The sequence below is a fragment of the Amycolatopsis bartoniae genome, assembly GCF_014191255.1.
In the GTDB taxonomy this organism is placed as follows: Bacteria; Actinomycetota; Actinomycetes; order Mycobacteriales; family Pseudonocardiaceae; genus Amycolatopsis_E; species Amycolatopsis_E bartoniae.
This window is the reverse complement of the sequence record NZ_JACHWH010000001.1, coordinates 1,028,738-1,051,014: the sequence shown is the minus strand read 5'-3', so window position 1 is coordinate 1,051,014 and position 22,277 is coordinate 1,028,738. Positions and strand designations below refer to the sequence as shown.

Genomic DNA, 22,277 nt, shown 5'->3' with positions numbered 1-22,277 from the left:
CACCACTGGCCGGCAAGCCGCTGACCAGCAGTGACTTACGCTACCACCGCGAGATCTGGCCCGTTCGGGCAACGTTCACGTAATCTTGACGGATACGCGCGACCTACACTGGAACCGTTCCCCCGCCGGAACGAGCGCATCAAGAACGAAGTCGTTCTCCGCAGCCAGATCGTTACCTCCCCGAGAAGAAAATCCACATCTCGAGAGGGTGCTGTCATGTTTCCTGGGTGTTAAGGTCGCGCTAATCAGCGGGCCATCGTCGTCCCGAGCACAGCAAGACCGGGGGAACTTTCCGCACTGAGCACGACGACGACGAAGGAGGTCCCCGCATGATCTTCTCCGCCACTCCAGGCAAGCAGGGTCTGTACGACCCCGCGCTCGAACAGGACTCCTGCGGTGTCGCCATGGTGGCCGACATCCGGGGACGGCGCTCGCACCGCATCGTCACCGACGGCCTGACGGCGCTGATGAACCTCGACCACCGCGGTGCCGCGGGGGCCGAGCCCACCTCGGGCGACGGCGCCGGCATCCTGCTGCAGCTGCCCGACGAGCTGCTGCGCGCGGTCACCCCGTTCGAGCTGCCGGAGCCGGCCGCCGGTGGGCAGCACCGGTACGCGGCGGGCATCGCGTTCCTGCCCGCGGAAGCCGAGCGGCGGGCCAAGGCCGTGTCGCTGATCGAGCGCCTGGCCGAGGAGGAGAGCCTCGACGTGCTCGGCTGGCGCGACGTGCCCGCCGACGCCGACGCCGCGAACATCGGGCCCACCGCGCGTTCGGTGATGCCGCACTTCGCGATGCTGTTCGTCGCGGGCAAGCCGGGTTCCGACGGCGTGCGCCCGGCCGGTATCGAGCTGGACAGGCTGACGTTCTGCCTGCGCAAGCGCGTGGAGCACGACAGTGTGGTCGCCGAGTGCGGCACGTACTTCCCGTCGCTGTCGTCGCGGACGTTGGTCTACAAGGGAATGGTCACCCCCGAGCAGCTGCCGGCGTTCTTCGCGGACCTCCGTGACGAGCGGCTGGCGAGCGCGATCGCGCTGGTGCACAGCCGGTTCTCCACCAACACCTTCCCGTCCTGGCCGCTGGCGCACCCGTTCCGGTTCGTCGCGCACAACGGCGAGATCAACACCGTCCGCGGCAACCGCAACCGCATGCGTGCCCGCGAGGCGCTGCTGGAGTCCGACCTGATCCCGGGCGACCTCTCGCGGCTGTACCCGATCTGCTCGCCGGACGCCTCGGACTCCGCCTCCTTCGACGAGGTGCTGGAGCTGCTGCACCTGGGCGGGCGCAGCCTGCCGCACGCGGTGCTGATGATGATCCCGGAGGCGTGGGAGAACAACACGTCGATGGACCCGGAGCGCCGCGCGTTCTACCAGTTCCACGGCAACCTGATGGAGCCGTGGGACGGCCCGGCGTGCGTCACGTTCACGGACGGCACGCTCGTCGGCGCGGTGCTCGACCGCAACGGCCTGCGCCCGGCGCGCTGGTGGCGCACGGCGGACGACCGCGTGGTGCTGGCCAGCGAGGCCGGCGTGCTCGACGTGCCGCCGGACCAGGTGGTGGCCAAGGGGCGGCTCAAGCCGGGCCGGATGTTCCTCGTGGACACCGCCGGGGGCAAGCTCGTCGCCGACGACGAGGTCAAGACAGCGCTCGCCCGGCAGCAGCCGTACGGCGACTGGGTGCACGCGGGCCTGCTGCAGCTGGCCGACCTGCCCGACCGCGACCACGTGACCCAGAGCCACGACTCGGTGCTGCGCCGCCAGCTCTCCTTCGGCTACACCGAGGAGGAGCTGAAGATCCTGCTGGCGCCGATGGCGCAGAAGGCCGCGGAGCCGATCGGCTCGATGGGCACGGACACCCCGCCCGCGGTGCTGTCCCAGCGGTCCCGGCAGCTGTACGACTACTTCAAGCAGAACTTCGCGCAGGTCACCAATCCGCCGCTCGACGCGATCCGTGAGGAGCTCGTCACGTCGATGAGCCGGATCATGGGTCCCGAGCGCAACCTGCTCGACCCCGGCCCGGCGTCGTGCCGCCACATCGAGCTGCCGTACCCGGTGATCGACAACGACGAGCTGGCGAAGCTCATCCACATCAACGACGACGGGGACCTGCCCGGCTTCGCGTGCACCGTCCTGTCCGGACTGTTCGAAGTGGACGGTGGGGGCAAGGCGCTGGCGGACGCGGTCGAGCGCGTGCGCCGCGAGGCGTCCGAGGCCATCGCGGCGGGCGCGCGCACGCTCGTGCTGTCCGACCGCGACTCCGACCACCGGATGGCGCCGATCCCGTCGCTGCTGCTGGTGTCCGCGGTGCACCACCACCTGGTGCGCACCAAGGAGCGGCTGCGCGTCGCGCTCGTCGTCGAGTCCGGCGACGCCCGCGAGGTGCACCACATCGCGCTGCTGCTCGGTTACGGCGCCGCGGCGGTGAACCCGTACCTGGCTTTCGAAACCCTCGAAGACATGGTCAACCAGGGCATGCTGTCGGGCATCGAGCCGCGGCAGGCCGTGCGCAACTACGTCAAGGCGCTCGTCAAGGGCGTGCAGAAGATCATGTCGAAGATGGGCATCTCGACCGTGTCCGCGTACACCGCGGCGCAGGTGTTCGAGTCGCTCGGCCTGTCGCAGGAAGTGCTCGACGAGTACTTCACCGGCACCGTGTCGAAGCTCGGCGGCGTCGGGCTGGACGTGCTGGCCGAAGAGGTCGCGATGCGCCACCGCCGCGCGTACCCGGACAACCCCACCGACCGCGTGCACCGGCGGCTGGACAGCGGCGGCGAGTACGCCTACCGCCGCGAGGGCGAGCTGCACCTGTTCACGCCGGAGACGGTGTTCCTGCTGCAGCACGCGTCGAAGACCCGCCGCGACGAGGCGTACCGCGCCTACAGCGACGAGGTGCACCGCCTCGCCCGCGAAGGCGGCGCGCTGCGCGGCATGTTCAAGTTCAAGGAGAGCGGCCGGCAGCCGATCCCCGTCGACGAGGTCGAGTCGATCGAGTCGATCTGCAAGCGCTTCAACACCGGCGCGATGTCGTACGGCTCGATCTCCGCGGAGGCGCACCAGACGCTCGCGATCGCGATGAACCGCATCGGCGGCCGCTCCAACACCGGCGAGGGCGGCGAGGACGCCGAGCGCCTGTACGACCCGGAGCGCCGCAGCGCGATCAAGCAGGTCGCCAGTGGCCGGTTCGGCGTCACCAGCGAGTACCTGGTCAACGCCGACGACATCCAGATCAAGATGGCGCAGGGCGCGAAGCCCGGCGAGGGCGGCCAGCTCCCGCCGAACAAGGTGTACCCGTGGATCGCGCGCACCCGGCACTCGACGCCGGGCGTCGGGCTCATCTCCCCGCCGCCGCACCACGACATCTACTCGATCGAGGACCTGGCGCAGCTGATCCACGACCTCAAGAACGCCAACGAGAAGGCCCGCATCCACGTGAAGCTGGTGTCCTCGCTCGGCGTCGGCACGGTCGCGGCGGGGGTGTCCAAGGCGCACGCGGACGTCGTGCTCATCTCCGGGCACGACGGCGGCACCGGCGCCTCCCCGCTGAACTCGCTCAAGCACGCGGGCACGCCGTGGGAGATCGGGCTCGCCGAGACGCAGCAGACGCTGATGCTCAACGGCCTGCGCGACCGGATCACCGTGCAGGTGGACGGCGCCATGAAGACCGGCCGGGACGTCGTGGTCGCCGCGCTGCTCGGCGCGGAGGAGTACGGCTTCGCCACGGCGCCGCTCATCGTCGCGGGCTGCATCATGATGCGGGTGTGCCACCTGGACACCTGTCCGGTCGGCGTCGCGACGCAGAACCCGGACCTGCGCAAGCGCTACACCGGGCAGGCCGAGCACGTGGTGAACTACTTCCGGTTCGTCGCGCAGGAAGTGCGGGAAACCTTGGCGGCACTGGGTTTCCGCACGCTCGACGAGGCGATCGGCCGGGCCGACGTGCTCGACGTCGACGACGCGGTGGAGCACTGGAAGGCCAAGGGCCTCGACCTGCGGCCGATCTTCGAGATGCCCACCGACACCCCGTACGGCGGGTCGCGCCGCAAGATCCGCGAGCAGGACCACGGGCTGGAGCACGCGCTGGACCGCACGCTCATCCAGCTCGCCGAGGCGGCGCTGGAGGACGCGCACCCGGTGCGCCTGGAGCTGCCGGTCCGCAACGTCAACCGCACCGTCGGCACGCTGCTCGGGTCGGAGATCACCCGCCGCTACGGCGGGGAGGGCCTGCCGGACGGCACGATCCACGTGCGGCTCACCGGTTCGGCCGGGCAGTCGCTCGGCGCGTTCCTGCCGCGTGGCGTCACGCTGGAGATGGTCGGCGACGCCAACGACTACGTCGGCAAGGGCCTGTCCGGCGGGCGGATCGTGGTGCGTCCCGACCCGGCCGCGACGTTCGCCGCCGAGCGGCAGGTGATCGCGGGCAACACTCTCGCCTACGGCGCGACCGGCGGCGAGATGTTCCTGCGTGGCCAGGTCGGCGAGCGGTTCTGCGTCCGCAACTCGGGCGCGACCGTCGTGGCCGAGGGCGTGGGCGACCACGCGTTCGAGTACATGACCGGCGGCCGGGCCGTGGTGCTCGGGCCGACGGGGCGGAACCTGGCGGCCGGCATGTCCGGCGGCATCGGGTACGTGCTGGACCTCGACCACTCGCGGGTCAACGGCGAGATGGTCGACCTGCTCCCGCTCGAACCCGAGGACCTGTCCTGGCTCAAGGGAATCGTGACCCGGCACCGCGAGCTGACCGGCTCGACGGTCGCGGCGTCACTGCTCGGCGACTGGCCCCGGCGGTCGGCGTCGTTCACGAAGGTCATGCCGCGTGACTACGCGCGCGTGCTGCAGGCGATGAAAACGGCGAAAGCAATGGGGCGTGACGTCGACGAGGCTGTGATGGAGGCCGCGAATGGCTGACCCCCGTGGTTTTCTGAAGTTCGAACGCGAGGAGCCGAAGAAGCGGCCGCGTGACGAGCGGGTGCAGGACTGGCGTGAGGTCTACGCGTACGACTCCTCGGAGGAACGCAACAAGAAGGTGCGCACGCAGGCCACGCGCTGCATGGACTGCGGTATCCCGTTCTGCCACTCCGGCAGTTCCGGCTGCCCGCTGGGCAACCTGATCCCGGAGTGGAACGACCTGGTGCGCCAGGGCCACTGGGCGGCCGCGAGCGACCGCCTGCACGCGACGAACAACTTCCCGGAGTTCACCGGGAAGCTCTGTCCCGCGCCGTGCGAGGCCGGGTGCACGCTGTCGATCTCGCCGCTGTCCGGCGGGCCGGTGGCGATCAAGCAGGTCGAGGCCACGATCGCCGACCAGTCGTGGGAGATGGGCATCGTCGAGCCGCAGGTCGCCGAGGTGTCCTCGGGGCAGCGGGTCGCGGTGGTCGGGTCCGGCCCGGCGGGTCTGGCGGCGGCGCAGCAGCTGACGCGCGCCGGGCACGAGGTGACCGTGTACGAGCGCGACGACCGCCTCGGCGGGCTGCTGCGCTACGGGATCCCCGAGTTCAAGATGGAGAAGAAGCACCTCGACCGCCGCCTGGCGCAGCTGCGCAAGGAGGGCACGAAGTTCGTCACCGGCTGCGAGGTCGGCGTCGATCTGACCGTCGAGGAGCTGCGGGCCCGGCACGACGCGGTGGTGCTCGCGGTCGGCGCGCTGCGCGGCCGCGACGACACGGTGACGCCCGGGCGCGAGCTGGCGGGCGTGCACCTCGCGATGGAGCACCTCGTGCAGGCCAACAAGCAGTGCGAGGGCGACGGGCCGCCGGAGATCGACGCGAAGGGCAAGCACGTCATCGTCATCGGCGGCGGGGACACGGGCGCGGACTGCTACGGCACGGCCACCCGCCAGGGCGCGCTGTCGGTGACGCAGCTGGACCAGTACCCGATGCCGCCGGCCACCCGCGACGAGGAGCGTTCGCCGTGGCCGACGTGGCCGTACATCCTGCGCACGTACCCGGCGCACGAGGAGGGCGGTGAGCGTCTGTTCGGCGTCGCGGTCAAGCGTTTCGTGGGCGACGACTCCGGGCACGTGCGGGCGATCGAGCTGCAGAAGGTGCGGGTGTCGCGTGACGAGTCGGGCCGCAGGCAGGTGCTGCCGGTGACCGACGAGGTCGAGGTGATCCCGGCGGACCTGGTGCTGCTGGCGATCGGCTTCGAGGGCGTCGAGGAGATGCGCCTGCTCGACGACCTGGACATCAAGCTGAACTCCCGCGGCCGCATCTCGTGCGGCGCGGACTGGCAGACCGACGCCCCGGGCGTCTTCGTCTGCGGCGACGCGCACCGCGGCGCTTCCCTGGTGGTGTGGGCGATCGCGGAGGGCCGCTCGGTGGCCAACGCCGTGGACGCCTACCTCACCGGCGCCTCGGACCTTCCCGCCCCCGTGCACCCCACCGCTTTGCCACTCGCGGTGGTGTAAGCGGCGTAGAACCGACGGGCACCCGGCAACGACGCCGGGTGCCCGTTTTTCGTGTCTCAGCGAACTCTCAGCAGTGACCGCGCACACGTGGCGGCCCGGGGGCGGCGCCGGTTCACTGGCGTCGTTCACAGGGGCTTCTTCCGAGGGGTGGTTCATGGACACCGGTGTGTTCGCGAAACTGGGGCGGCTGGTCGTGCACCGGCCGTGGTGGGTGATCGCCGCGTGGGTGCTGCTCGCGATCGTCGTGATCGCGACCGCTCCGGCGCTGCCCAAGAGCACGGACGAGAGCGACGCGCTACCGCGGGACTACGAGTCCATCCAGGCCGCGAACCTCGGGCAGCAGGCGTTTCCCAGCGCCTTCACCCCGTCCATGATCATCGTGTTCGAGCGGGCCGACGGCGCCGCGCTGAACTCGCAGGACACGGCGAAGGTGAGCCAGGTCGTGACGGACCTCGGCGGCAAGCACCTCACCGACGTCGAGGCCGTGCTGCCCGCCCAGCCGTCGCCGAACAACCTCGTGCAGCTCTCGGCGGTGAAGATGCCGCAGCTGTCCGGCGGGAACGCGCAGGAGCTGACGAACGCGGCGAAGGGGCTACGCACCGAACTGCAGTCGCTCGTCGCGGGCAGTGACCTGAAGGCGGGCACCACCGGCACCGTCGCGCAGCAGCTGGACTCGCAGGAGGCGTCGAAGAACTCCAACTCCATCGTCGGCATCGCGACCGTCCTGCTGATCCTCGTGCTGCTGCTGGTGATCTTCCGCAGCCCGATCATCGCGCTGCTGCCGATCGTCCTCATCGGCGTCGTGTCGCAGATCGCGAACGGGCTCATCAGCTGGGTGGTGAAGCTGTTCGGGATGCAGGCCGACAGCTCCATCTCGTCGATCCTCATCGTGGTGCTGTTCGGCGTCGGCACCGACTACATCCTGTTCCTCATGTTCCGCTACCGCGAACGGCTGCGGGCGGGCGACGACCCGAAGCGGGCGATGGTGACTGCGGTGAGCCGCGTGGGCGAGGCGATCACGTCCGCGGCCGCGGTGGTGATCATCGCGTTCCTGACGATGGCACTGTCGCTGTTCGGGTTCTTCCGTTCGATGGGCCCGTCGCTGGCGATCGCCGTCGCGGTCACGCTGCTCGCCGGGCTGACGCTGGTGCCCGCCGTGGTGTCGTTGCTGGGCACCAAGGTGTTCTGGCCGTCGAAGGCGTGGCGCCGCGAACCGGAGGCGGCGCGGTTCGCCGCCGTCGGCCGGGCGGTGGGCAGGCGGCCCGCGGTGTTCGCGGGCGTGTCCGGGGTGATCATGGTGGCGCTGGCGATCGGGCTGGTGAACTTCAACCCGACGTTCGACCTGGCGTCCGGGTCCATGCCGGACACCGCCGAGTCGCAGGTGGCGATGAAGTCGCTGGAGAAGGGGCTGCCGCCGGGCGCGACGTCGCCCACGAACGTCTACCTGCGCAGTGACAACGGGCCGCTGGACAAGACGTCGCTCGGCGGGTTCGGCGCGGACCTGCGCAAGGTGCCCGGTGTCGGGGCGGTCGGGCAGCCGCAGCTGAGCAAGGACGGCACGACGGCGAACTACTCGGTGACGCTCACGAGCGACCCGGCATCCGACGCGGCGATCCACACCGTGGGCGGGCCGCTGCGCGACACCGCGCACGCCTCCGCGCCCGCGGGCACGAAGGCGCTCGTGGGTGGCGTGACGGCGGTGTACGTCGACATCCAGGACACGATGAACCGCGACTACCGCGTGGTGTTCCCGGTGGCGGCGGTGCTGATCATGCTGGTGCTCGGGCTGATGCTGCGCAGCGTCGTGTCACCGTGGTACGTGATGGCGTCGGTGGGGCTGGGCTTCGCGGCCACGCTCGGCGCGACGACGTGGCTCTTCCAGGGCATCGTCGGCGAGTCGGGGCTGATCTTCATGATCCCGCTGATCATCTACATGTTCGTGGTGGCGCTGGGCACCGACTACAACATCCTGATGATGGCGCGGCTGCGTGAGGAGACGAAGGAGGGCAAGTCGCCCCACGAGGCGGCGGCGCTCGCGATCCGGCACACCGGCCCGACGATCGCCGCGGCGGGCGTCATCCTCGCGGGCTCGCTGGGCGCGCTGATGCTGGCCGGGAACGCGTTGCTCGCCGAGATGGGCTTCGCGCTGGCGTTCGGCATCCTCGTGGCGGCGTTCGTGATGGCGATGTTCTTCGTGCCGAGCCTGACGGCGCTGGTGGGCCGCGCGGCGTGGTGGCCGGGCCGGGTCCGCGCGAAGGCGCCGGAGCCCCGGGAGCCGGTGACCAGCGCCAGGGGCTGAGCCGTGCCGCCCGTCGTCGTGACCGACGCGACGACGGGCGGCGGGCGGGGACCCCATATCCTGGACCCCGTGAACTGGACCGTGGACGTCCCCGTCGACACCCTTCCCGAACTGCCCCCGCTCCCGCCTGAGCTGCGTGAACGCCTCGACGAGGCGTTGTCGCGCCCGGCGGCCCAGCAGCCGGAGTGGCCGGACCCGGACGCGACCCGGCGCGTGCGGGCCGTGCTGGAGAGCGTGCCGCCGATCACCGTGCCCGTCGAGATCGACCGGCTGCGCGAGCGGCTCGCCATGGTCGCCCGCGGCGAGGCGTTCCTGCTGCAGGGCGGCGACTGCGCGGAGACGTTCGAGTCCAACACCGAGCCGCACATCCGCGCGAACCTGCGGACCCTGCTGCAGATGGCCGTCGTGCTCACCTACGGCGCCAGCCTGCCCGTGGTGAAGGTCGGCCGGATCGCCGGGCAGTACGCCAAGCCGCGCTCCAACGCCACCGACGCGCTGGGCCTGCCCGTCTACCGCGGCGACATCGTCAACTCCCTGGTCGCCAAGCCCGAGCTGCGCGTGCCGGACCCGGGCCGCATGATCCGCGCCTACGCCAACGCGGGCGCGGCGATGAACCTCGTGCGCGCCCTCACCGCGTCCGGGCTCGCCGACCTGACGAAGGTCCACGACTGGAACAAGGACTTCGTGCGCACCTCGCCCGCCGGTGAGCGCTACGAGGCGCTGGCGGGGGAGATCGACCGCGGGCTGCGCTTCATGTCCGCCTGCGGCGTCACCGACACGTCCCTGCACTCCACGGAGATCTTCGCCAGCCACGAGGCGCTGCTGCTGGACTACGAGCGCGCCCTGCTGCGGCTGGACAACGCCGACGCGTCGAACCCGAAGCTGTACAACCTCTCGTCGCACTTCCTGTGGATCGGCGAGCGCACCCGCCAGCTCGACGGCGCCCACATCGCGTTCGCGGAGCTGCTGGCCAACCCGATCGGCCTCAAGATCGGCCCCACCACCACGCCGGACCAGGCGGTGGAGTACGTCGAGCGCCTCGACCCGCGCAACGAGGCCGGCCGCCTGACGCTGATCTCCCGCATGGGCAACGGCAAGGTCCGCGAGGTGCTGCCCGCGATCGTGGAGAAGGTCGAGGCCACCGGGCACAAGGTGATCTGGCAGTGCGACCCGATGCACGGCAACACGCACGAGTCCTCCACCGGCTACAAGACCCGCCACTTCGACCGGATCATCGACGAGGTGCAGGGTTTCTTCGAGGTGCACCACGCACTGGGCAGCTACCCCGGCGGTATCCACGTGGAGCTGACGGGCGAGGACGTCACCGAATGCCTTGGCGGCGCGCAGGAGATCTCGGACCTGGACCTGGCCGGTCGTTACGAGACGGCGTGCGACCCGCGCCTGAACACCCAGCAGTCGCTGGAGTTGGCGTTCCTGGTGGCGGAGATGCTCCGCAACTGATCACCGGCTCGTGTCGATGATGCAGAAGCGGTTGCCCTCGGTGTCGGCGAGCACGACGAAGTCCGCGTCCTCCGGGTAGCGGTCCCAGTCGACGTGCCGTGCGCCGAGGGTCACCAGGCGCTCCGCTTCGGCGACCTGATCCGCCGCATCCGCGGCGTACAGGTCCACGTGGACCCGCGGGTGCTCCTGCACCGGGGTCTCACTCACGCCCAGCGCCAGCCCCGGCCCGCCCTCGGGCGGCACCAGCACCGCGAACCGTTGTCCCGGCCGGAGTTCACCGTCCCGCGGGACGTAACCGAGCGCGCCCTGCCAGAAGGCGGCGGCGCGGTGCAGGTCTTCCACTCCCAGCACGACCGTGCCCAACCGAAGCATCGGCCGATGATCTCACGCCGGCACGGCCAGCGGGAACTCCGTGATCGTGCGCCACGGCCCGTGCTCGTCCTCGCCCGCCACCAGGCGCACCCGGTCGATCCGCGCGTGCACCGGCAGATGCGCCGCGATGTCCGTGGCTATCCGGCGTTTGCCCTCGGCGTCCCCGTTGCGACCGTCCACGACGGTCAGATGCGGCACCGTGTCCGGATGTGCCCCGCTGTAAGGCAAATGTGTCGGAAAACGTTCACACACCACCCGGGTGAGTGTCCGGAAGTTCTCGTCCGGTTTGGGCTGCAGCCACACCACCTCGTCGTCGAACCACCGGACCTGCGTGAAGGCGCACTCGAACGCGGAAATCCCGCCCAGCACGGCACTGAGCGCATCGAAGGTCGCCGCGTCGATCCGGCTCGGGTGGACGAACGGGTAGAGCACGGTCACGTGGGCGGGCACGCTCGACGGGGGCGTGCCCGTGAGCGTGCGGCGGTGGGCGTCCACGAGCTGCTCGGTCTCGGGCACCGGGACGATGAGCGCGCTCCTCGTGGCACGCGAAAGCCATGCGGCAGTGGGGACCGGCATGGAAACATTCTGCCGCACCAAGGTCACGAAAGCGTCAGACCGAGTGCTCGTACAGCTCCGCGGCCGACTTGAGCACGGCGTCACGCAGCGAACCGGTGTCCGCCACGGCGGCGCCGTTCACCTGGAGTCCAATGTGGACGGAATCGGCGTGCACGGCCGCGGCGATGCCGACCGCGTGCCGCGCGGCCAGCGGTACCAGCGGGTACACCTCGCGCAGCGGCGCGCCGTCCAGCGCCAGGTCGAGCTTCGGCAGCGGCACGTTCGTCACGACGATGTCGAACAGCAGCCCCGCGGCCTGCCCGGCGAACCGCGTCGCCACCCGGTGCACGGGGGACGGGATGCGCCCGGCCAGCACGGGCAGCGCGCCCGCACCCGACAGCGGGCCCGCGGCCTTGTGCCTGCTCATCGACTTCCGCAGCTCCCGCAGCCGCCGCACCGGATCTTCGAGGTGGACGGGTAGCTCACACAGGTAACCGGACAGCTGGTTGCCGCCCGCCCCGCCGCTGCGGGCGCGGGTGCTCACGGGGATGAGCGCCCGGATCGGCCGGCCCGCGACGCGCCTGCCGCGGTCCACGAGCCACCGTCGCAGCGCACCGGACAGCACCGCGAGCAGCACGTCGTTGACGGTGCCGCCGTGCGCCGCCCGGATCGTGGCGAAGTCGGCCAGGTCGAGCCGGACGAACCCGAGGCGGCGGCTGGCCGAGCTGGGCGCCGCCAGCGGGGACACCGGGTACGGTCGCGCCGCGCGCAGCACCGCCGAGGCGATGCCCAGGTTCTCCCCGGCCTCGTTGATCGTGTCCCGGAGCGCCGCGAGCGGTGACCGTGTCACGGGCTCGGGCTGTTCGGCGGCGGCCAGCAACGCCGCCGTGACGGGCAGCTCGTCGAGCAGGCCCGCCGCGACGGCGAACGCGCCCGTGCCGTCGGTGAAGGCGTGGTGCAGCTTGAGCAGCAGCGCGAACCGCCCGTCCGGCAGGCCGGTGACGAGCCGCACCTGCCACGGCGGGCGGCGCAGGTCGAGCGGCTCCTCCATCCAGGACGCGGCGTGCCGCGCGAGCGCGTCCTCCGAGCAGTCCTCGCCGAGCTCCCGCACCTGGACGTGCCTGCCGGGGTCGAAGCGCGGGTCGTCGCTCCAGTACGCCCCGCCGGGCGGCAGCAGCGACGCGGTCAGCCGCCTGCGCAGGTGGGGCACGCGGGCCGCGCGTTCGACGAGCAGGTCCGCGAGGCGTTCCGGCGCGGTGGTGGCGGCAGGGGCGAACACCGCCGCCGCGCCCATGTGCATGGGAGTCGTTTCCCCGTCCAGGCAGAGAAAGGCGACATCGAGCCCGCTGAGCTGACGGCCGGTCATGATCGACCCTTCTGTGGTCGGTTTCCGGAAATCGATCGGACCACTACTGGAACCCACGGACGTGACAAGAGGGTAGTCGGTGTGTTTCCGCGGCGCTAACAGAACTCTCCTTCACTCGAAAGGAGGATTCACCGTCCACAGTGGAAACTGCGGGCCGCGGAAAAGGTTCGCGGGCAGGACCGATCGGAAACCGTCACGGGAACACGCGCAGCTGGACCTTCGACCCCTTCTTCACCAGTTTGCCCGGATCCGGGTCCTGGTCGACGACGAAACCGAAGCCGCGGTTGCCCTTGCCGCCCTTGATGTCGGCCTGCAGCCCGGCCTGCTGCAGTGTCTGCACCGCGTCGTCGAGCGAGCGGCCCAGCACCGACGGCACCTGCACGCCGTCGTTGGTGAACACCCCGACGCGCTTGCTTCCGTCCGTGACCTGGCTGTTGGCCGCCGGGCTGGTCCTGGTGACCGCACCGGCGTCGACGTCGCCGGAGAACTCGGTGCCCGCGTCGAACGGCTCGAACCCGGCGGCCTGCAGCTTCTGGAACGCCTGGTCGTGGGACAGGCCCACGACGTCGGGCACCGGCTGCGGCGGCGGGCCCTTCGACACGATGATCGACACCGGCGAGTTCAGGTCCAGCTGCGTGCCCGGCTGCGGGTTCACGCTGATGACGTTGCCGCTGGGCACGGTGGTGCTGAACTGGTCGGCGTTCGCGTCGTGCTGGGGCACCAGCTCGGCGGCGATGATGGCCGACTCGGCCTGCGTGAGCGAGGTGCTGGTGCTGATGTCGGGCACCGTGGGGCGCCCGGCGGACAGCACGACCGTGACCTGGCTGCCCTTGACGGCACCGGACCCCGCGGTGGGGTCGGAGCGCACGGCGAGGCCCGCGGCGACGGTGTTGTCGCGCTGCTGGGTGAACTTGACCGTGAACCCGGCGTCGGTGAGCTTCTTCTCCGCGCTCGCCCTGTCCAGGCCCGCCACCTGCGGCACCGACGTGCTGTTCGTGCTCGTCGGCCCGGCGGCGACCCACCAGATGCCGACGCCGATCAGCACCAGCAGCACCGCGGCGATCGACCAGATCAGGGCGGGCCGCCGGACACCCTCGGGGTCGGAGTCGGCTGGACCGGACGGCGGAGCGGGCGGTGGCATCCGGGGGACGGCGGTGGAGGGCAGGCCCATGGGCCGCGGCGTCATGCGCGTGCCCTGCGGACCGGTGATCGGTGAAGTCTTCCCGACCGGGGCGAACGCCGGGACGGTCCGTTCCGCGTCCGGCAACGACGAGGGCTGGTCACCCGGTACGGGGATGGTGACCGGCCCGATGCCAAGCGACGCGCGGATCCGGCGCAGCTCGTGCAGGAAGGCCCCGGCGTCGGCCGGGCGCGCCTCCTGGTCGCGGCGGGTGGCGCGCAGCACGAGGTCGTCGAGCGCGGGCGGCACGCCCGGCGTGACGGTGCTCGGCGCGGGCACGTCGTCGTTCACGTGCCGGTACGCCACGGAGATCGCGGTGTCACCGGTGTACGGGGCGCGGCCGGTGAGCATCTCGTACAGCACGATGCCCGCCGAGTACACGTCGCCGCGCTCGCCGGCGAGGCCCGTGGTCACCTGCTCGGGGGAGAGGTACGCGACGGTGCCCAGGATGATGCTGGAGCTGGTCGTACCCGCGCTGGCGACGGCGCGCACCAGGCCGAAGTCGGCGACCTTCACCACGCCCGTCGGCGGCGTGCCGGTGCGCCCGATCAGCACGTTCTCGGGCTTGACGTCGCGGTGCACCAGCCCGGCCTCGTGCGCGGCGGACAGCGCGGCGAGCATCTGCTCGGCGACCGCGATCGCCAGCGGCACCTCCAGGCGGCCGCGCTCGTCCAGCAGGTCGCGCAGCGTGCCGCCGTCGACCAGCTCCATCACCAGGAACACGTGGTCGCCGTCGAAGCCCTGGTCGTGCACGGTGACCACGTTCGGGTGGTGCAGGCGGGCGGCGGAGCGGGCCTCGCGCTCGAACCGCTCGACGAAGGACCGGTCGTCGGCGAACCGCGGATCCATGATCTTGATGGCGACCGGGCGATCCAGCCGGGTGTCGGCGCCCCGGTACACCGAGGACATGCCGCCCCGGGCGATCGGGGAGTCGACCCGGTAACGCCGCTCCAGTAGCGTTCCGGCCAGACCGGTATCGGTGGTTGTCACGCCCGCGATGGTACGGACTTCCGGGTCGACTCCGGGCGCCGGATTCAGGTTTGGTTACTCCGAACGTTCGATATTGCGCTCGGTGATACCCCGTGTGGCACAGTGTCAGCTGTGAGTGCGATTCCAGTCGCTGATGACGTGCTCGGGCCGGACGTCGCCGTGCTCTCGCTGGGCGAGGTGAGCGAGGTACTGAGCCTGTCCGTGAACAAGGTGAGGCAGCTGCTGCGGGACGGGCAGTTGCTCGCGATCCGCCGTGCCGGTGAGCTGTACGTGCCCGCCGACTTCCTCGCCGGGAACGCCCCGGTGAAGGGGCTGGCCGGGCTGCTGACAGTGCTCACCGACGCCGGGTTCAGCCGCACGGAGATGCTGCGGTGGCTGTACTCGGAGGACGAGTCGCTGCCCGGCACCACCCCGGTCAACGCCCTGCGCATGAACCACGGCACCGAGGTCAAGCGCCGCGCGCAGGCGATGGCGTTCTGACCGCGAGGTAGCCGCCCGCGGCGGCCAGCTGCACCGCGGCGGCGGCGAGCAGGCAGCCGGTGAGCGAGCCGGCGGCCAGCGCGCCGCCGAGCGCGGATCCGGCGGCGAACCCGCTGACCTTCACGCTGGCCCCGATGGTGAACACCTGCGCCCGCAGGTGGTCCGGCGCTTCGCGGTGCCGCACACCGAACAGCCCCGTGAGCTGCGGTCCTTCGCCGACGCCCGCGACGACGGCGGCGAGCACCGGGGACAGGACGCTGAGCGCCGCGCTCGCCGCGAGGACGAACGTGCTCGCGAACACGAGCGTGTCCGGCCGCCCGCGCCACGGGTGCCGCGCCAGCACGGCGTCGGTGCCCAGTGCCGCGGCGGCGAGCACGGCCAGCAGCAGTGCGCCCCGGGTGGCGCCGCCGAAGTGCGCCGCGCCGAGCAGGGGGTAGCAGACGGTCACCATGCCCACGCCGACGTAGGACACGGTGGTCGTGAGGGTGGCGCGGAGCAGGGCTTTCCGCTGCCACAGCACGGCGAATCCCGCGCTCCAGTGCGTCCGGTCGCGCCGGGTTTCCGTGCGTGGCAACGACCAGGCGGCGGGCAGGGCGAGCGCGACGAGCCCGGCCGCCACGGCGACCGCGGCCGGCGCGCCCAGGCGGTCGGCGACGACGGCGGCGAGCGCCGGACCGGCGAGGCTCGCGGCGTTGAACGTCGCCGCGTCCAGTGCCGTTGCCCGTGCCAGTGCGCGCCCGCCGAGCACGTTCGGCAGCTGCGACGTCCAGCCACCCGCGACGGCAGGGTTGAACAGTCCGGTCAGCGCCGCGAGCCCGAGCACGGCGGGCCACGGCAGGTGCCTGGTGGCGGTCAGCACCGCCACCAGGCCCAGCGCGTACGCGGCGAGCGTTACGGCCAGCAGGCGGCCGGGGCGTGCCGTACGGTCGAGGAACGCGCCGAAGGCCGGGCCACCCAGCGCCGAGGACGCCGTCAGCCCGGCCAGCAGCGCGGACGCGGCCGCCGGTGACCCCGTGGCGGAAAGCCCCAGCAGCAGCACCGCCGGACCGGACAGTTCGTCGCCGGTCCGCGCGAGCGCCGCTCCGGTCAGGTAGCGGCCCAGCATCGGTCCACTGTGGACGGGTTCAGGAGTTGTGCGCGTCCCGCCAGCCGATCCACTTCTTGAGCGGCTCCAGGTCGTGGTCCGGGCCGCTCACACCGACGGTGAACAGCGACACGCCCAGGTCACGCAGCTTCGGCCCCAGCTCGCCCGGGTCGCCCTCGACACCGGTGGAGATCTCGATCTCGCCCGCGTCGCGGCCGACGTCCGCGCAGTGCTGCTTGAGGATGCCGACCTTGCGCTCGACGACGTCGGGCTTGCCGAAGCCGTGCCAGATGTCGGCGTGCTGGGCGACCAGCTTCAGCGTCTTCTTCTCGCCACCGCCGCCGATGAGCACCGGGATGTGCCGCGTGGGCGGGGGGTTCAGCTTCGCCAGCCGGGACTCGATGCGCGGCAGGGCCTCGGCGAGGTCGGCCAGGCGGCTGCCCGCGGTGCCGAACTCGTAGCCGTACTCGGTGTAGTCCTTCTCGAACCAGCCGGCGCCGATGCCGAGGATCAGGCGGCCGTCGCTGATGTTGTCGACGGTACGGGCCATGTCGGCGAGCAGCTCCGGGTTGCGGTAGCTGTTGCACGTGACCAGCGCGCCGATCTCCACGCGCGACGTGGACTCGGCCCACGCGCCGAGCATCGTCCAGCACTCGAAGTGCTTGCCCTCGGGCTCGCCGCGCAACGGGTAGAAGTGATCCCAGTTGAAGATGATGTCCACACCGAGGTCCTCGGCGCGGGCAGCGGTCTCGCGGATGGACTTGTAGTCCGCGTGCTGGGGCTGCAGCTGCAGGCCGATGCGCACCGGCCTCGTCGAAGCAGAAGTCATGGCACCAAGCCTAAAGTCGGGCAGCGAACCCTGCCCGATGGGCAACCGGTCAGCTCGCCCGGCGCCGGGGACCTACCGCGGACCGGTGATCCTCGCCGCCGCGAGGCGGCCCGAGATCAGCACCGGCGGGATGCCGACGCCCGGCGTGGTCCCGCACCCTGCCAGCACCGCGTTTTCCAGCCCCCGCACCAGGTTCCCCGGCCGGAAGGGACCGGTCTGCGCGAAGGTGTGCGCCAGCGAGAACGGCGTGCCCGCCGCCATCCCCCGCTCGGCCCACTCTCGCGGCGTCACGATCTCGTCCACCCGGTAGTCCTCCTCGAACCCGGTCAGCCCGCGGTGCGCGAGCACCCGCAACAGCTCGTCCCGGTACGCCGGGCCCACGCGCGGCCAGTCCACGGGTCCCGTGCGCAGGTTCGGCGCGGGCGCCAGCACCGACACCACCTGCCCGCCGGCGGACAGTGTCGGGTCGGTGGCGGTCGGGCGGGTCACCAGCAGCGAGGGATCGGACATCAGCCGCCCGTCGCGGATGATCTCGGTGAACGTCCGCTCCCACGCGTCGCCGAAGAAGATGGTGTGGTGGCCCAGTTCCGGCCAGCTGCGCTCGGACTTCCCGTGCAGCACCACGGCCGAGGGCGAGTACCGCAGCGGCAGCAGGCGTTTCGGCCGGACCCCCAGCAGGCGGTAGGACGTGGTCAGCTCGGTCGCGAGAACCACGGCGTCACAGGGGATCCGCTCGCCGGCGCGAGTGCGCACCGCCCGCACGCGCGAGGAAACCCTTTCCAGCCAGGCGGCTTCGGTCTTGAAGCGCACGTCCGCGCCCGCCCGCTCGGCCGCGTCCGCGAGCACCTGCCCGACCCGGCCCATGCCGCCGAGCGGGTAGTACACCCCCGCGATCGTGTCCATGTACGGGATGACGCCGTACGCGGCCAGCGCCGTGCGCGGGTGGAGCCCGGCGTAGAGGGCCTGGAACGAGAACAGCCTGCGCAGCCGGTCGTCGCCGAGGAACCGGCCGATGCGCGGGCCCAGCCGGCCGAAACCGCCCAGTGCCAGCAGCTTGAGCAGTTCCGGGCGCGCGAGGTCGAGCGGGGAGTCGAAGTTCGCGCCGATGAACCGGTCCTTCTCCGCCGCGTACAGCTCGGTGAGCCACCGGCGCAGCCTCCGGTAGCCGTCGGCCTCGCGCGGCCCGGCGAACTCCCGGATCTCGCACTCCATCGCGTCACCGTCGGTGTGCACGGCGATCGCGCTGCCGTCGGCGAACCTCGCGTGGTAGGCCGGATCCAGCCGCACGAGGCGGAGCCGGTTGGGTTCGCCGACCGCCGCGAGCGCCTCGTCGAGCAGCTCCGGCATCGTCAGCACGGTGGCGCCGGTGTCGGCCGTGAAGCCGTCGTACTCGTGCTGGCTGACGCGCCCGCCCGGCCGGTCGTCCTGCTCCAGCAACGTCACCCGGCGGCCCGCGCCGAGCAGGTGCAGCGCCGCCGACAGCCCGGCGAGCCCGGCCCCGATCACGACCACGTGGTCCCCGCGCATTCAGAACGTCCTTCGGGTCGCCTTGGCGGCCAGCTCCGCGAGTGCGGTCGCCGCGGGTTCGGTCAGCTCAGCCCGCGCCAGCGAGGTGAGCGCGCTGCCGGTCAGCTCGTCGATGTGCCGTTCCACGGCGGATACGGCATCCACTTCACGCAGTACGTCGCGCACCTGCTCGATGTCCTTTTCGGACAGTGCGACGTTGCCCAGCGCGTTCGTGATGACCCCGGCCTGCGTCGCGTCCGCCTGCCGCAGGCCGAGCGCGATGAGCAGCGTCCGCTTGCCCTCGCGCAGGTCGTCCCCGGCGGGTTTCCCGGTCACCGAAGGGTCGCCGAACACGCCGAGCAGGTCGTCGCGCAGCTGGAAGGCGATGCCGAGGTCGCGGCCGAACTCCCGCAGCGCGGCCACCTGCGCCACGTCGGCACCGGCGAGCGCGGCACCGAGGTGCAGCGGGCGCTCCACGGTGTACGCCGCGGTCTTGAGGCGGCTCACCCGCAGCGCGGCCTCCGGGGAGGCGTCCTCGGTCACCTGCATGTGGACGTCGAGGTATTGGCCCGCCAGCACTTCCGTGCGCATCGCGCGCCACGCGGGGCGCGCCGCGCCGAGGACCGGCGAGGGCAGTGGCGCGGCGCCGAACATGTCATCGGCCCAGGCGAGCGCGAGGTCTCCGATGAGGACGGCCGCGGCGAGCCCGTAGGAGGCCGCCGTGCCCGCCCACTGCTGTGAGGTGTGCAGGTCGGCGTACGCGACGTGCACCGTCGGCCTGCCACGGCGCGAGTCGGAGGAGTCGATGAGGTCGTCGTGGATGAGCGCGCACGCCTGCACCAGCTCCAGGCTCGCGACGGCCTGCAGCACGCCCTCGGCGTCCCCCGCGCGCCCGCCCGTGCCGCGCCAGGCCCACCAGGCGAACGTGGGGCGCAGGCGTTTTCCGCCCCGCAGCACGAACTCGGTGAGCGCGTCGACGCCGGAGGCGAAGCCCGGTTCGGTCGCCTCGATCTCCGCGCCCGCTTCCCGCAGGAACCGGCTCAGCACCCGTTCCACGTGGCCCGGCAGGTCGGCGTCGTAGTCCATCCCCCTATCGTCCGGCCTGGCGGCGACTTTCGCTTCGCGGGGTGGTCACGGTGTGACGACCCCCGTAGTCTCGCCTGGTGACGACACTGGTGACCTTCCACGCCCATCCCGACGACGAGTGCATCCTGTGCGGCGGGGTGATGCGCAAGGCCGCCGAGGACGGGCACCGGGTCGTGCTGGTGGTGGCCACGCGCGGCGAACGCGGGGAGATCCCGCCAGGACTGCTCGCCGAGGGCGAGACGCTCGCCGAGCGGCGGGTGCGGGAAACCCTTGCGGCAGCGGAGGTCCTGGGCGCCGCGCGCGTGGAGTTCCTGGGGTACACCGACTCCGGCATGATGGGTGACGCGGCCAACGACGAGCCCGGCTCGTTCTGGACCGCTCCGGTCGAGGAGGCCGCGGAGAAGCTCGCCGCGATCCTGCGCGAAGAGGACGCGGAAATCCTGACGTGCTACGACGACAACGGCGGCTACGGCCATCCCGACCACATCCAGGTGCACCGGGTGGGCATGCGCGCGGCCGAACTGGCGGGCACGCCACGGGTGTTCCAGGCCACCACCGACCGCGACCACCTTCGGCGGGGGATGACCGAGCTCGCCGAGGCCAACCCCGGCAGCCCGATGCCGTCGGAGGAGGAGATGGCGGCCGTCGGCAAGCCCGAGGGCGAGATCACCACCAGGGTGGACGTGACGCCGTGGCTGGAGTACAAGCGGCGCGCGATGCGGGCGCACCCGAGCCAGATCAGCGAGCAGTCGTTCTTCCTCGCGATGCCGGACGAGGCGTTCCGCTACGCGTTCGGCACCGAGTGGTTCATCCGGGTCGGCGAGGAGCCGGGCGTGGTCACCGACGACCTGCTCAAGTGAGGCTGCCCGCGGTGAAGATGACGCCCGCGACATCGGCGGAGCGTAGGTAGGCACCGGGAGTCTGGAACTCCCACATGAACGTGGTGACGGGCACGTGTTCGACGCCGTCGAACCGGCGGGCCACCCCGCGTGAGGGAACGGCGACGATGTCGTCGGGGTCGGCGATGTCGATCCAGCGGCGCACCTGCGGCGGCCGCGCGTGGCAGCCGCCGGGTTCGAGGCGGTCGAACACGACGCCGGGCATCGCGAGCGGGCTGCCCAGCGTGACGAACAGGTCGACGTCGTGATCCTGGTGCGCCCACAGGGTTTCGTAGGCGACGACGCTGCCGAGCGAGTGCGCGACGACGACGTGCGGCTTCAGTCCGGCGATCGCGTCGGCGACGGCTTGGCGGGCGGCCTCGCGGGCGCCGAGGTAGGCGTGCAGCTCGCGGCAGAACGTGAGAGCGAACAGCCGGGTGCCGGGGCCGTGGGAGCGGACGAGCCAGTTCCCGGCGCGCTCCAGCCGGTCCTCCGGCGGCAGGCTCGTGAGTTCGGGGTCGAGGAGCTCGATCCAGCCGGTCAGCAGGCGCTGTTCGGCGGGGTCGAGGGTGGCCGGGTCCTCGTCGATGCTGTGGCCGTCGTCGGGGTGCAGGTGGTGCGCGTAGTAGGCGGCGCGCAGGTCGACGGTGGAGTTGGCGGGCATGGCGGTGCCGAGGTGCTGGAACCAGTCCGTGGCCAGCGCGTCCGCCGCTTCCTTCGCCGATCCGGTCCGGCGGTGGTAGCGGTGGGCGCCGATGCCGTGCACACCGAGAACCCGCAGCATCCGTCTCCCCTCGTCTCGGCAGGACGACGGATTAGTCGTCCGGCCGCGGCGGGACGTTACCTGCCGCGGTCATACTCGGGAACATGTCCTCCTATCGTGAACGGCCCGGCTCCGGTGCGGTCCGGTGCTGGTGGGAGCAGCGCGCCGGGAGCGGCGGCGTGCAGCGGGTGGTGCCGGACGGCTGTGCGGACGTGATCGTGTTCGCCGACGGCGAAGCGGTGTTCGCCGGGCCCGCGTCGGAGGTGGACCTGGTGCCGTTGCCGGCGGGGGCGCACCTGCGGGGCGTGCGGTTCCGGACGGAGGCGATCGGCGCGGTGCTCCGGCTGCCGGCGCACGAGCTGCGGGACGAGACGGTGCCGCTGTCGGCGATCCTGCCCGACGCGGTGGCGCGGCGCGTGGCGGAGCAGGTGTGGGCGGGCGTGCCGCCGGAGGCGTTGCGCCCGGCCCCGGTGGACGAGCGGGTGCGAGAGGCGGTCCGGCGTCTGTGGCGCGCTGAGGCCGGGGTCGGTGGAGCGGCCGCGGAGTTGGACCTGACGGAGCGCCACCTGCGACGGCTGTTCCTGGAGCACACGGGCTTGAGTCCGAAGGCGGTGCAGCGGGTGGGCCGCTTCCAGCGGTTCCTCCGAGCGGCCGAACGCGCCCCGGCGGCGCTGGCGGACCTCGCGGCCGCCGCCGGGTACGCCGACCAGGCCCACCTGGCCCGCGAGGTGCGTGCCCTGGCGGGCCTGGCCCCCCGCGACCTCCTGCGGGAACGGGGTGTGGCGCGGTAGGGCGGGTTCCCCGGCGGGCGAGCGTCGCTGCCGCGGCGGGAGCGGGTGCGGACGGTGGCCGCGTTCCGGCACCCCTCAGCCCGCTGCACCGGGGCTCACGGTCCGCCACCCCTCATCCCCGCCCCCGGGACCGGCTGCAGATGCCGGGCGCGGCGCAGCCCTCCCCGCAGCCCACCCCCCGCCACCCCTCATCCCGCCACCGGCTGCGACAGCGGGGCGCGGCGGAACACCCACCGCA

At 71.9% G+C, this 22,277-nt stretch carries 16 protein-coding genes; 7 read left to right on the top strand and 9 right to left on the bottom strand.

Features of this window, described 5'->3' with window-relative positions; all coding sequences use genetic code 11:
* Positions 1 to 329: 329 nt before the first annotated feature.
* From gltB to FHX82_RS05115, 4 genes are all read left to right on the top strand, one after another.
* Positions 330 to 4,901 (top strand): glutamate synthase large subunit, encoded by a 4,572-nt coding sequence (gene gltB / locus FHX82_RS05130; RefSeq protein WP_145938528.1) that lies wholly within the window; start codon positions 330 to 332, stop codon positions 4,899 to 4,901.
* Positions 4,894 to 6,399, top strand: coding sequence for a glutamate synthase subunit beta (locus tag FHX82_RS05125; RefSeq protein ID WP_145938527.1), 1,506 nt, complete (start codon positions 4,894 to 4,896; stop codon positions 6,397 to 6,399). The genes gltB and FHX82_RS05125 overlap by 8 nt, the downstream gene beginning before the upstream one ends.
* Before the next feature lie 154 nt (positions 6,400 to 6,553).
* Positions 6,554 to 8,698, top strand: coding sequence for an MMPL family transporter (locus tag FHX82_RS05120; protein WP_145938526.1), 2,145 nt, complete (start codon positions 6,554 to 6,556; stop codon positions 8,696 to 8,698).
* 69 nt (positions 8,699 to 8,767) lie between these two features.
* The gene (locus FHX82_RS05115) at positions 8,768 to 10,159 is read left to right on the top strand and encodes a class II 3-deoxy-7-phosphoheptulonate synthase (protein WP_183176481.1); all 1,392 of its coding nucleotides are present in this window, start codon (positions 8,768 to 8,770) and stop codon (positions 10,157 to 10,159) included.
* Here FHX82_RS05115 and FHX82_RS05110 read toward each other — a convergent pair whose 3' ends face one another.
* The 4 genes from FHX82_RS05110 to pknB form a co-directional block, all read right to left on the bottom strand.
* A complete protein-coding gene (locus FHX82_RS05110; protein ID WP_145938525.1) occupies positions 10,160 to 10,531 on the bottom strand; it encodes a VOC family protein in 372 nt (123 codons plus the stop codon).
* A 12-nt stretch (positions 10,532 to 10,543) separates the two neighbouring features.
* Positions 10,544 to 11,107 (bottom strand): 2'-5' RNA ligase family protein, encoded by a 564-nt coding sequence (locus FHX82_RS05105; protein WP_145938524.1) that lies wholly within the window; start codon positions 11,105 to 11,107, stop codon positions 10,544 to 10,546.
* Between the two features lie 34 nt (positions 11,108 to 11,141).
* Entirely contained in the window at positions 11,142 to 12,452 is a 1,311-nt protein-coding gene (locus FHX82_RS05100; RefSeq protein ID WP_145938523.1) for a wax ester/triacylglycerol synthase family O-acyltransferase, read from the bottom strand.
* A gap of 193 nt (positions 12,453 to 12,645) precedes the next feature.
* Positions 12,646 to 14,622: a Stk1 family PASTA domain-containing Ser/Thr kinase gene (pknB, locus tag FHX82_RS05095; protein WP_145938522.1), complete on the bottom strand. Its 1,977-nt coding sequence runs from the start codon at positions 14,620 to 14,622 to the stop codon at positions 12,646 to 12,648.
* Between the two features lie 111 nt (positions 14,623 to 14,733).
* Here pknB and FHX82_RS05090 point away from each other — a divergent pair, with 111 nt between their 5' ends.
* The gene (locus FHX82_RS05090; protein WP_145938521.1) at positions 14,734 to 15,102 is read left to right on the top strand and encodes an Rv2175c family DNA-binding protein; all 369 of its coding nucleotides are present in this window, start codon (positions 14,734 to 14,736) and stop codon (positions 15,100 to 15,102) included.
* On the opposite strand, the gene FHX82_RS05085 is transcribed toward FHX82_RS05090, so the two are convergent.
* From FHX82_RS05085 to FHX82_RS05070, 4 genes are all read right to left on the bottom strand, one after another.
* Positions 15,071 to 16,207: an MFS transporter gene (locus FHX82_RS05085; RefSeq protein ID WP_145938520.1), complete on the bottom strand. Its 1,137-nt coding sequence runs from the start codon at positions 16,205 to 16,207 to the stop codon at positions 15,071 to 15,073. The two genes, FHX82_RS05090 and FHX82_RS05085, sit on opposite strands and share 32 nt — an antisense overlap.
* Before the next feature lie 19 nt (positions 16,208 to 16,226).
* Positions 16,227 to 17,015, bottom strand: coding sequence for an LLM class F420-dependent oxidoreductase (locus FHX82_RS05080; protein ID WP_145938519.1), 789 nt, complete (start codon positions 17,013 to 17,015; stop codon positions 16,227 to 16,229).
* A 72-nt stretch (positions 17,016 to 17,087) separates the two neighbouring features.
* The gene (crtI, locus tag FHX82_RS05075; protein WP_145938518.1) at positions 17,088 to 18,542 is read right to left on the bottom strand and encodes a phytoene desaturase family protein; all 1,455 of its coding nucleotides are present in this window, start codon (positions 18,540 to 18,542) and stop codon (positions 17,088 to 17,090) included.
* Complete coding sequence (locus FHX82_RS05070; RefSeq protein WP_145938517.1) at positions 18,543 to 19,607, bottom strand: polyprenyl synthetase family protein; 1,065 nt, start codon at positions 19,605 to 19,607, stop codon at positions 18,543 to 18,545.
* Positions 19,608 to 19,684: 77 nt separating this feature from the next.
* Here FHX82_RS05070 and FHX82_RS05065 point away from each other — a divergent pair, with 77 nt between their 5' ends.
* Positions 19,685 to 20,467 carry a PIG-L family deacetylase gene (locus FHX82_RS05065; protein WP_145938516.1) on the top strand — a complete coding sequence of 261 codons (783 nt, stop codon included), beginning with the start codon at positions 19,685 to 19,687 and terminating at the stop codon, positions 20,465 to 20,467.
* Here FHX82_RS05065 and FHX82_RS05060 read toward each other — a convergent pair.
* A complete protein-coding gene (locus tag FHX82_RS05060; protein WP_145938515.1) occupies positions 20,460 to 21,269 on the bottom strand; it encodes a hypothetical protein in 810 nt (269 codons plus the stop codon). The genes FHX82_RS05065 and FHX82_RS05060 overlap by 8 nt on opposite strands.
* Before the next feature lie 83 nt (positions 21,270 to 21,352).
* Between FHX82_RS05060 and FHX82_RS05055 the strand changes: the two genes are divergently transcribed.
* Positions 21,353 to 22,039: a helix-turn-helix domain-containing protein gene (locus FHX82_RS05055; RefSeq protein ID WP_145938514.1), complete on the top strand. Its 687-nt coding sequence runs from the start codon at positions 21,353 to 21,355 to the stop codon at positions 22,037 to 22,039.
* Positions 22,040 to 22,277 lie beyond the last annotated feature (238 nt).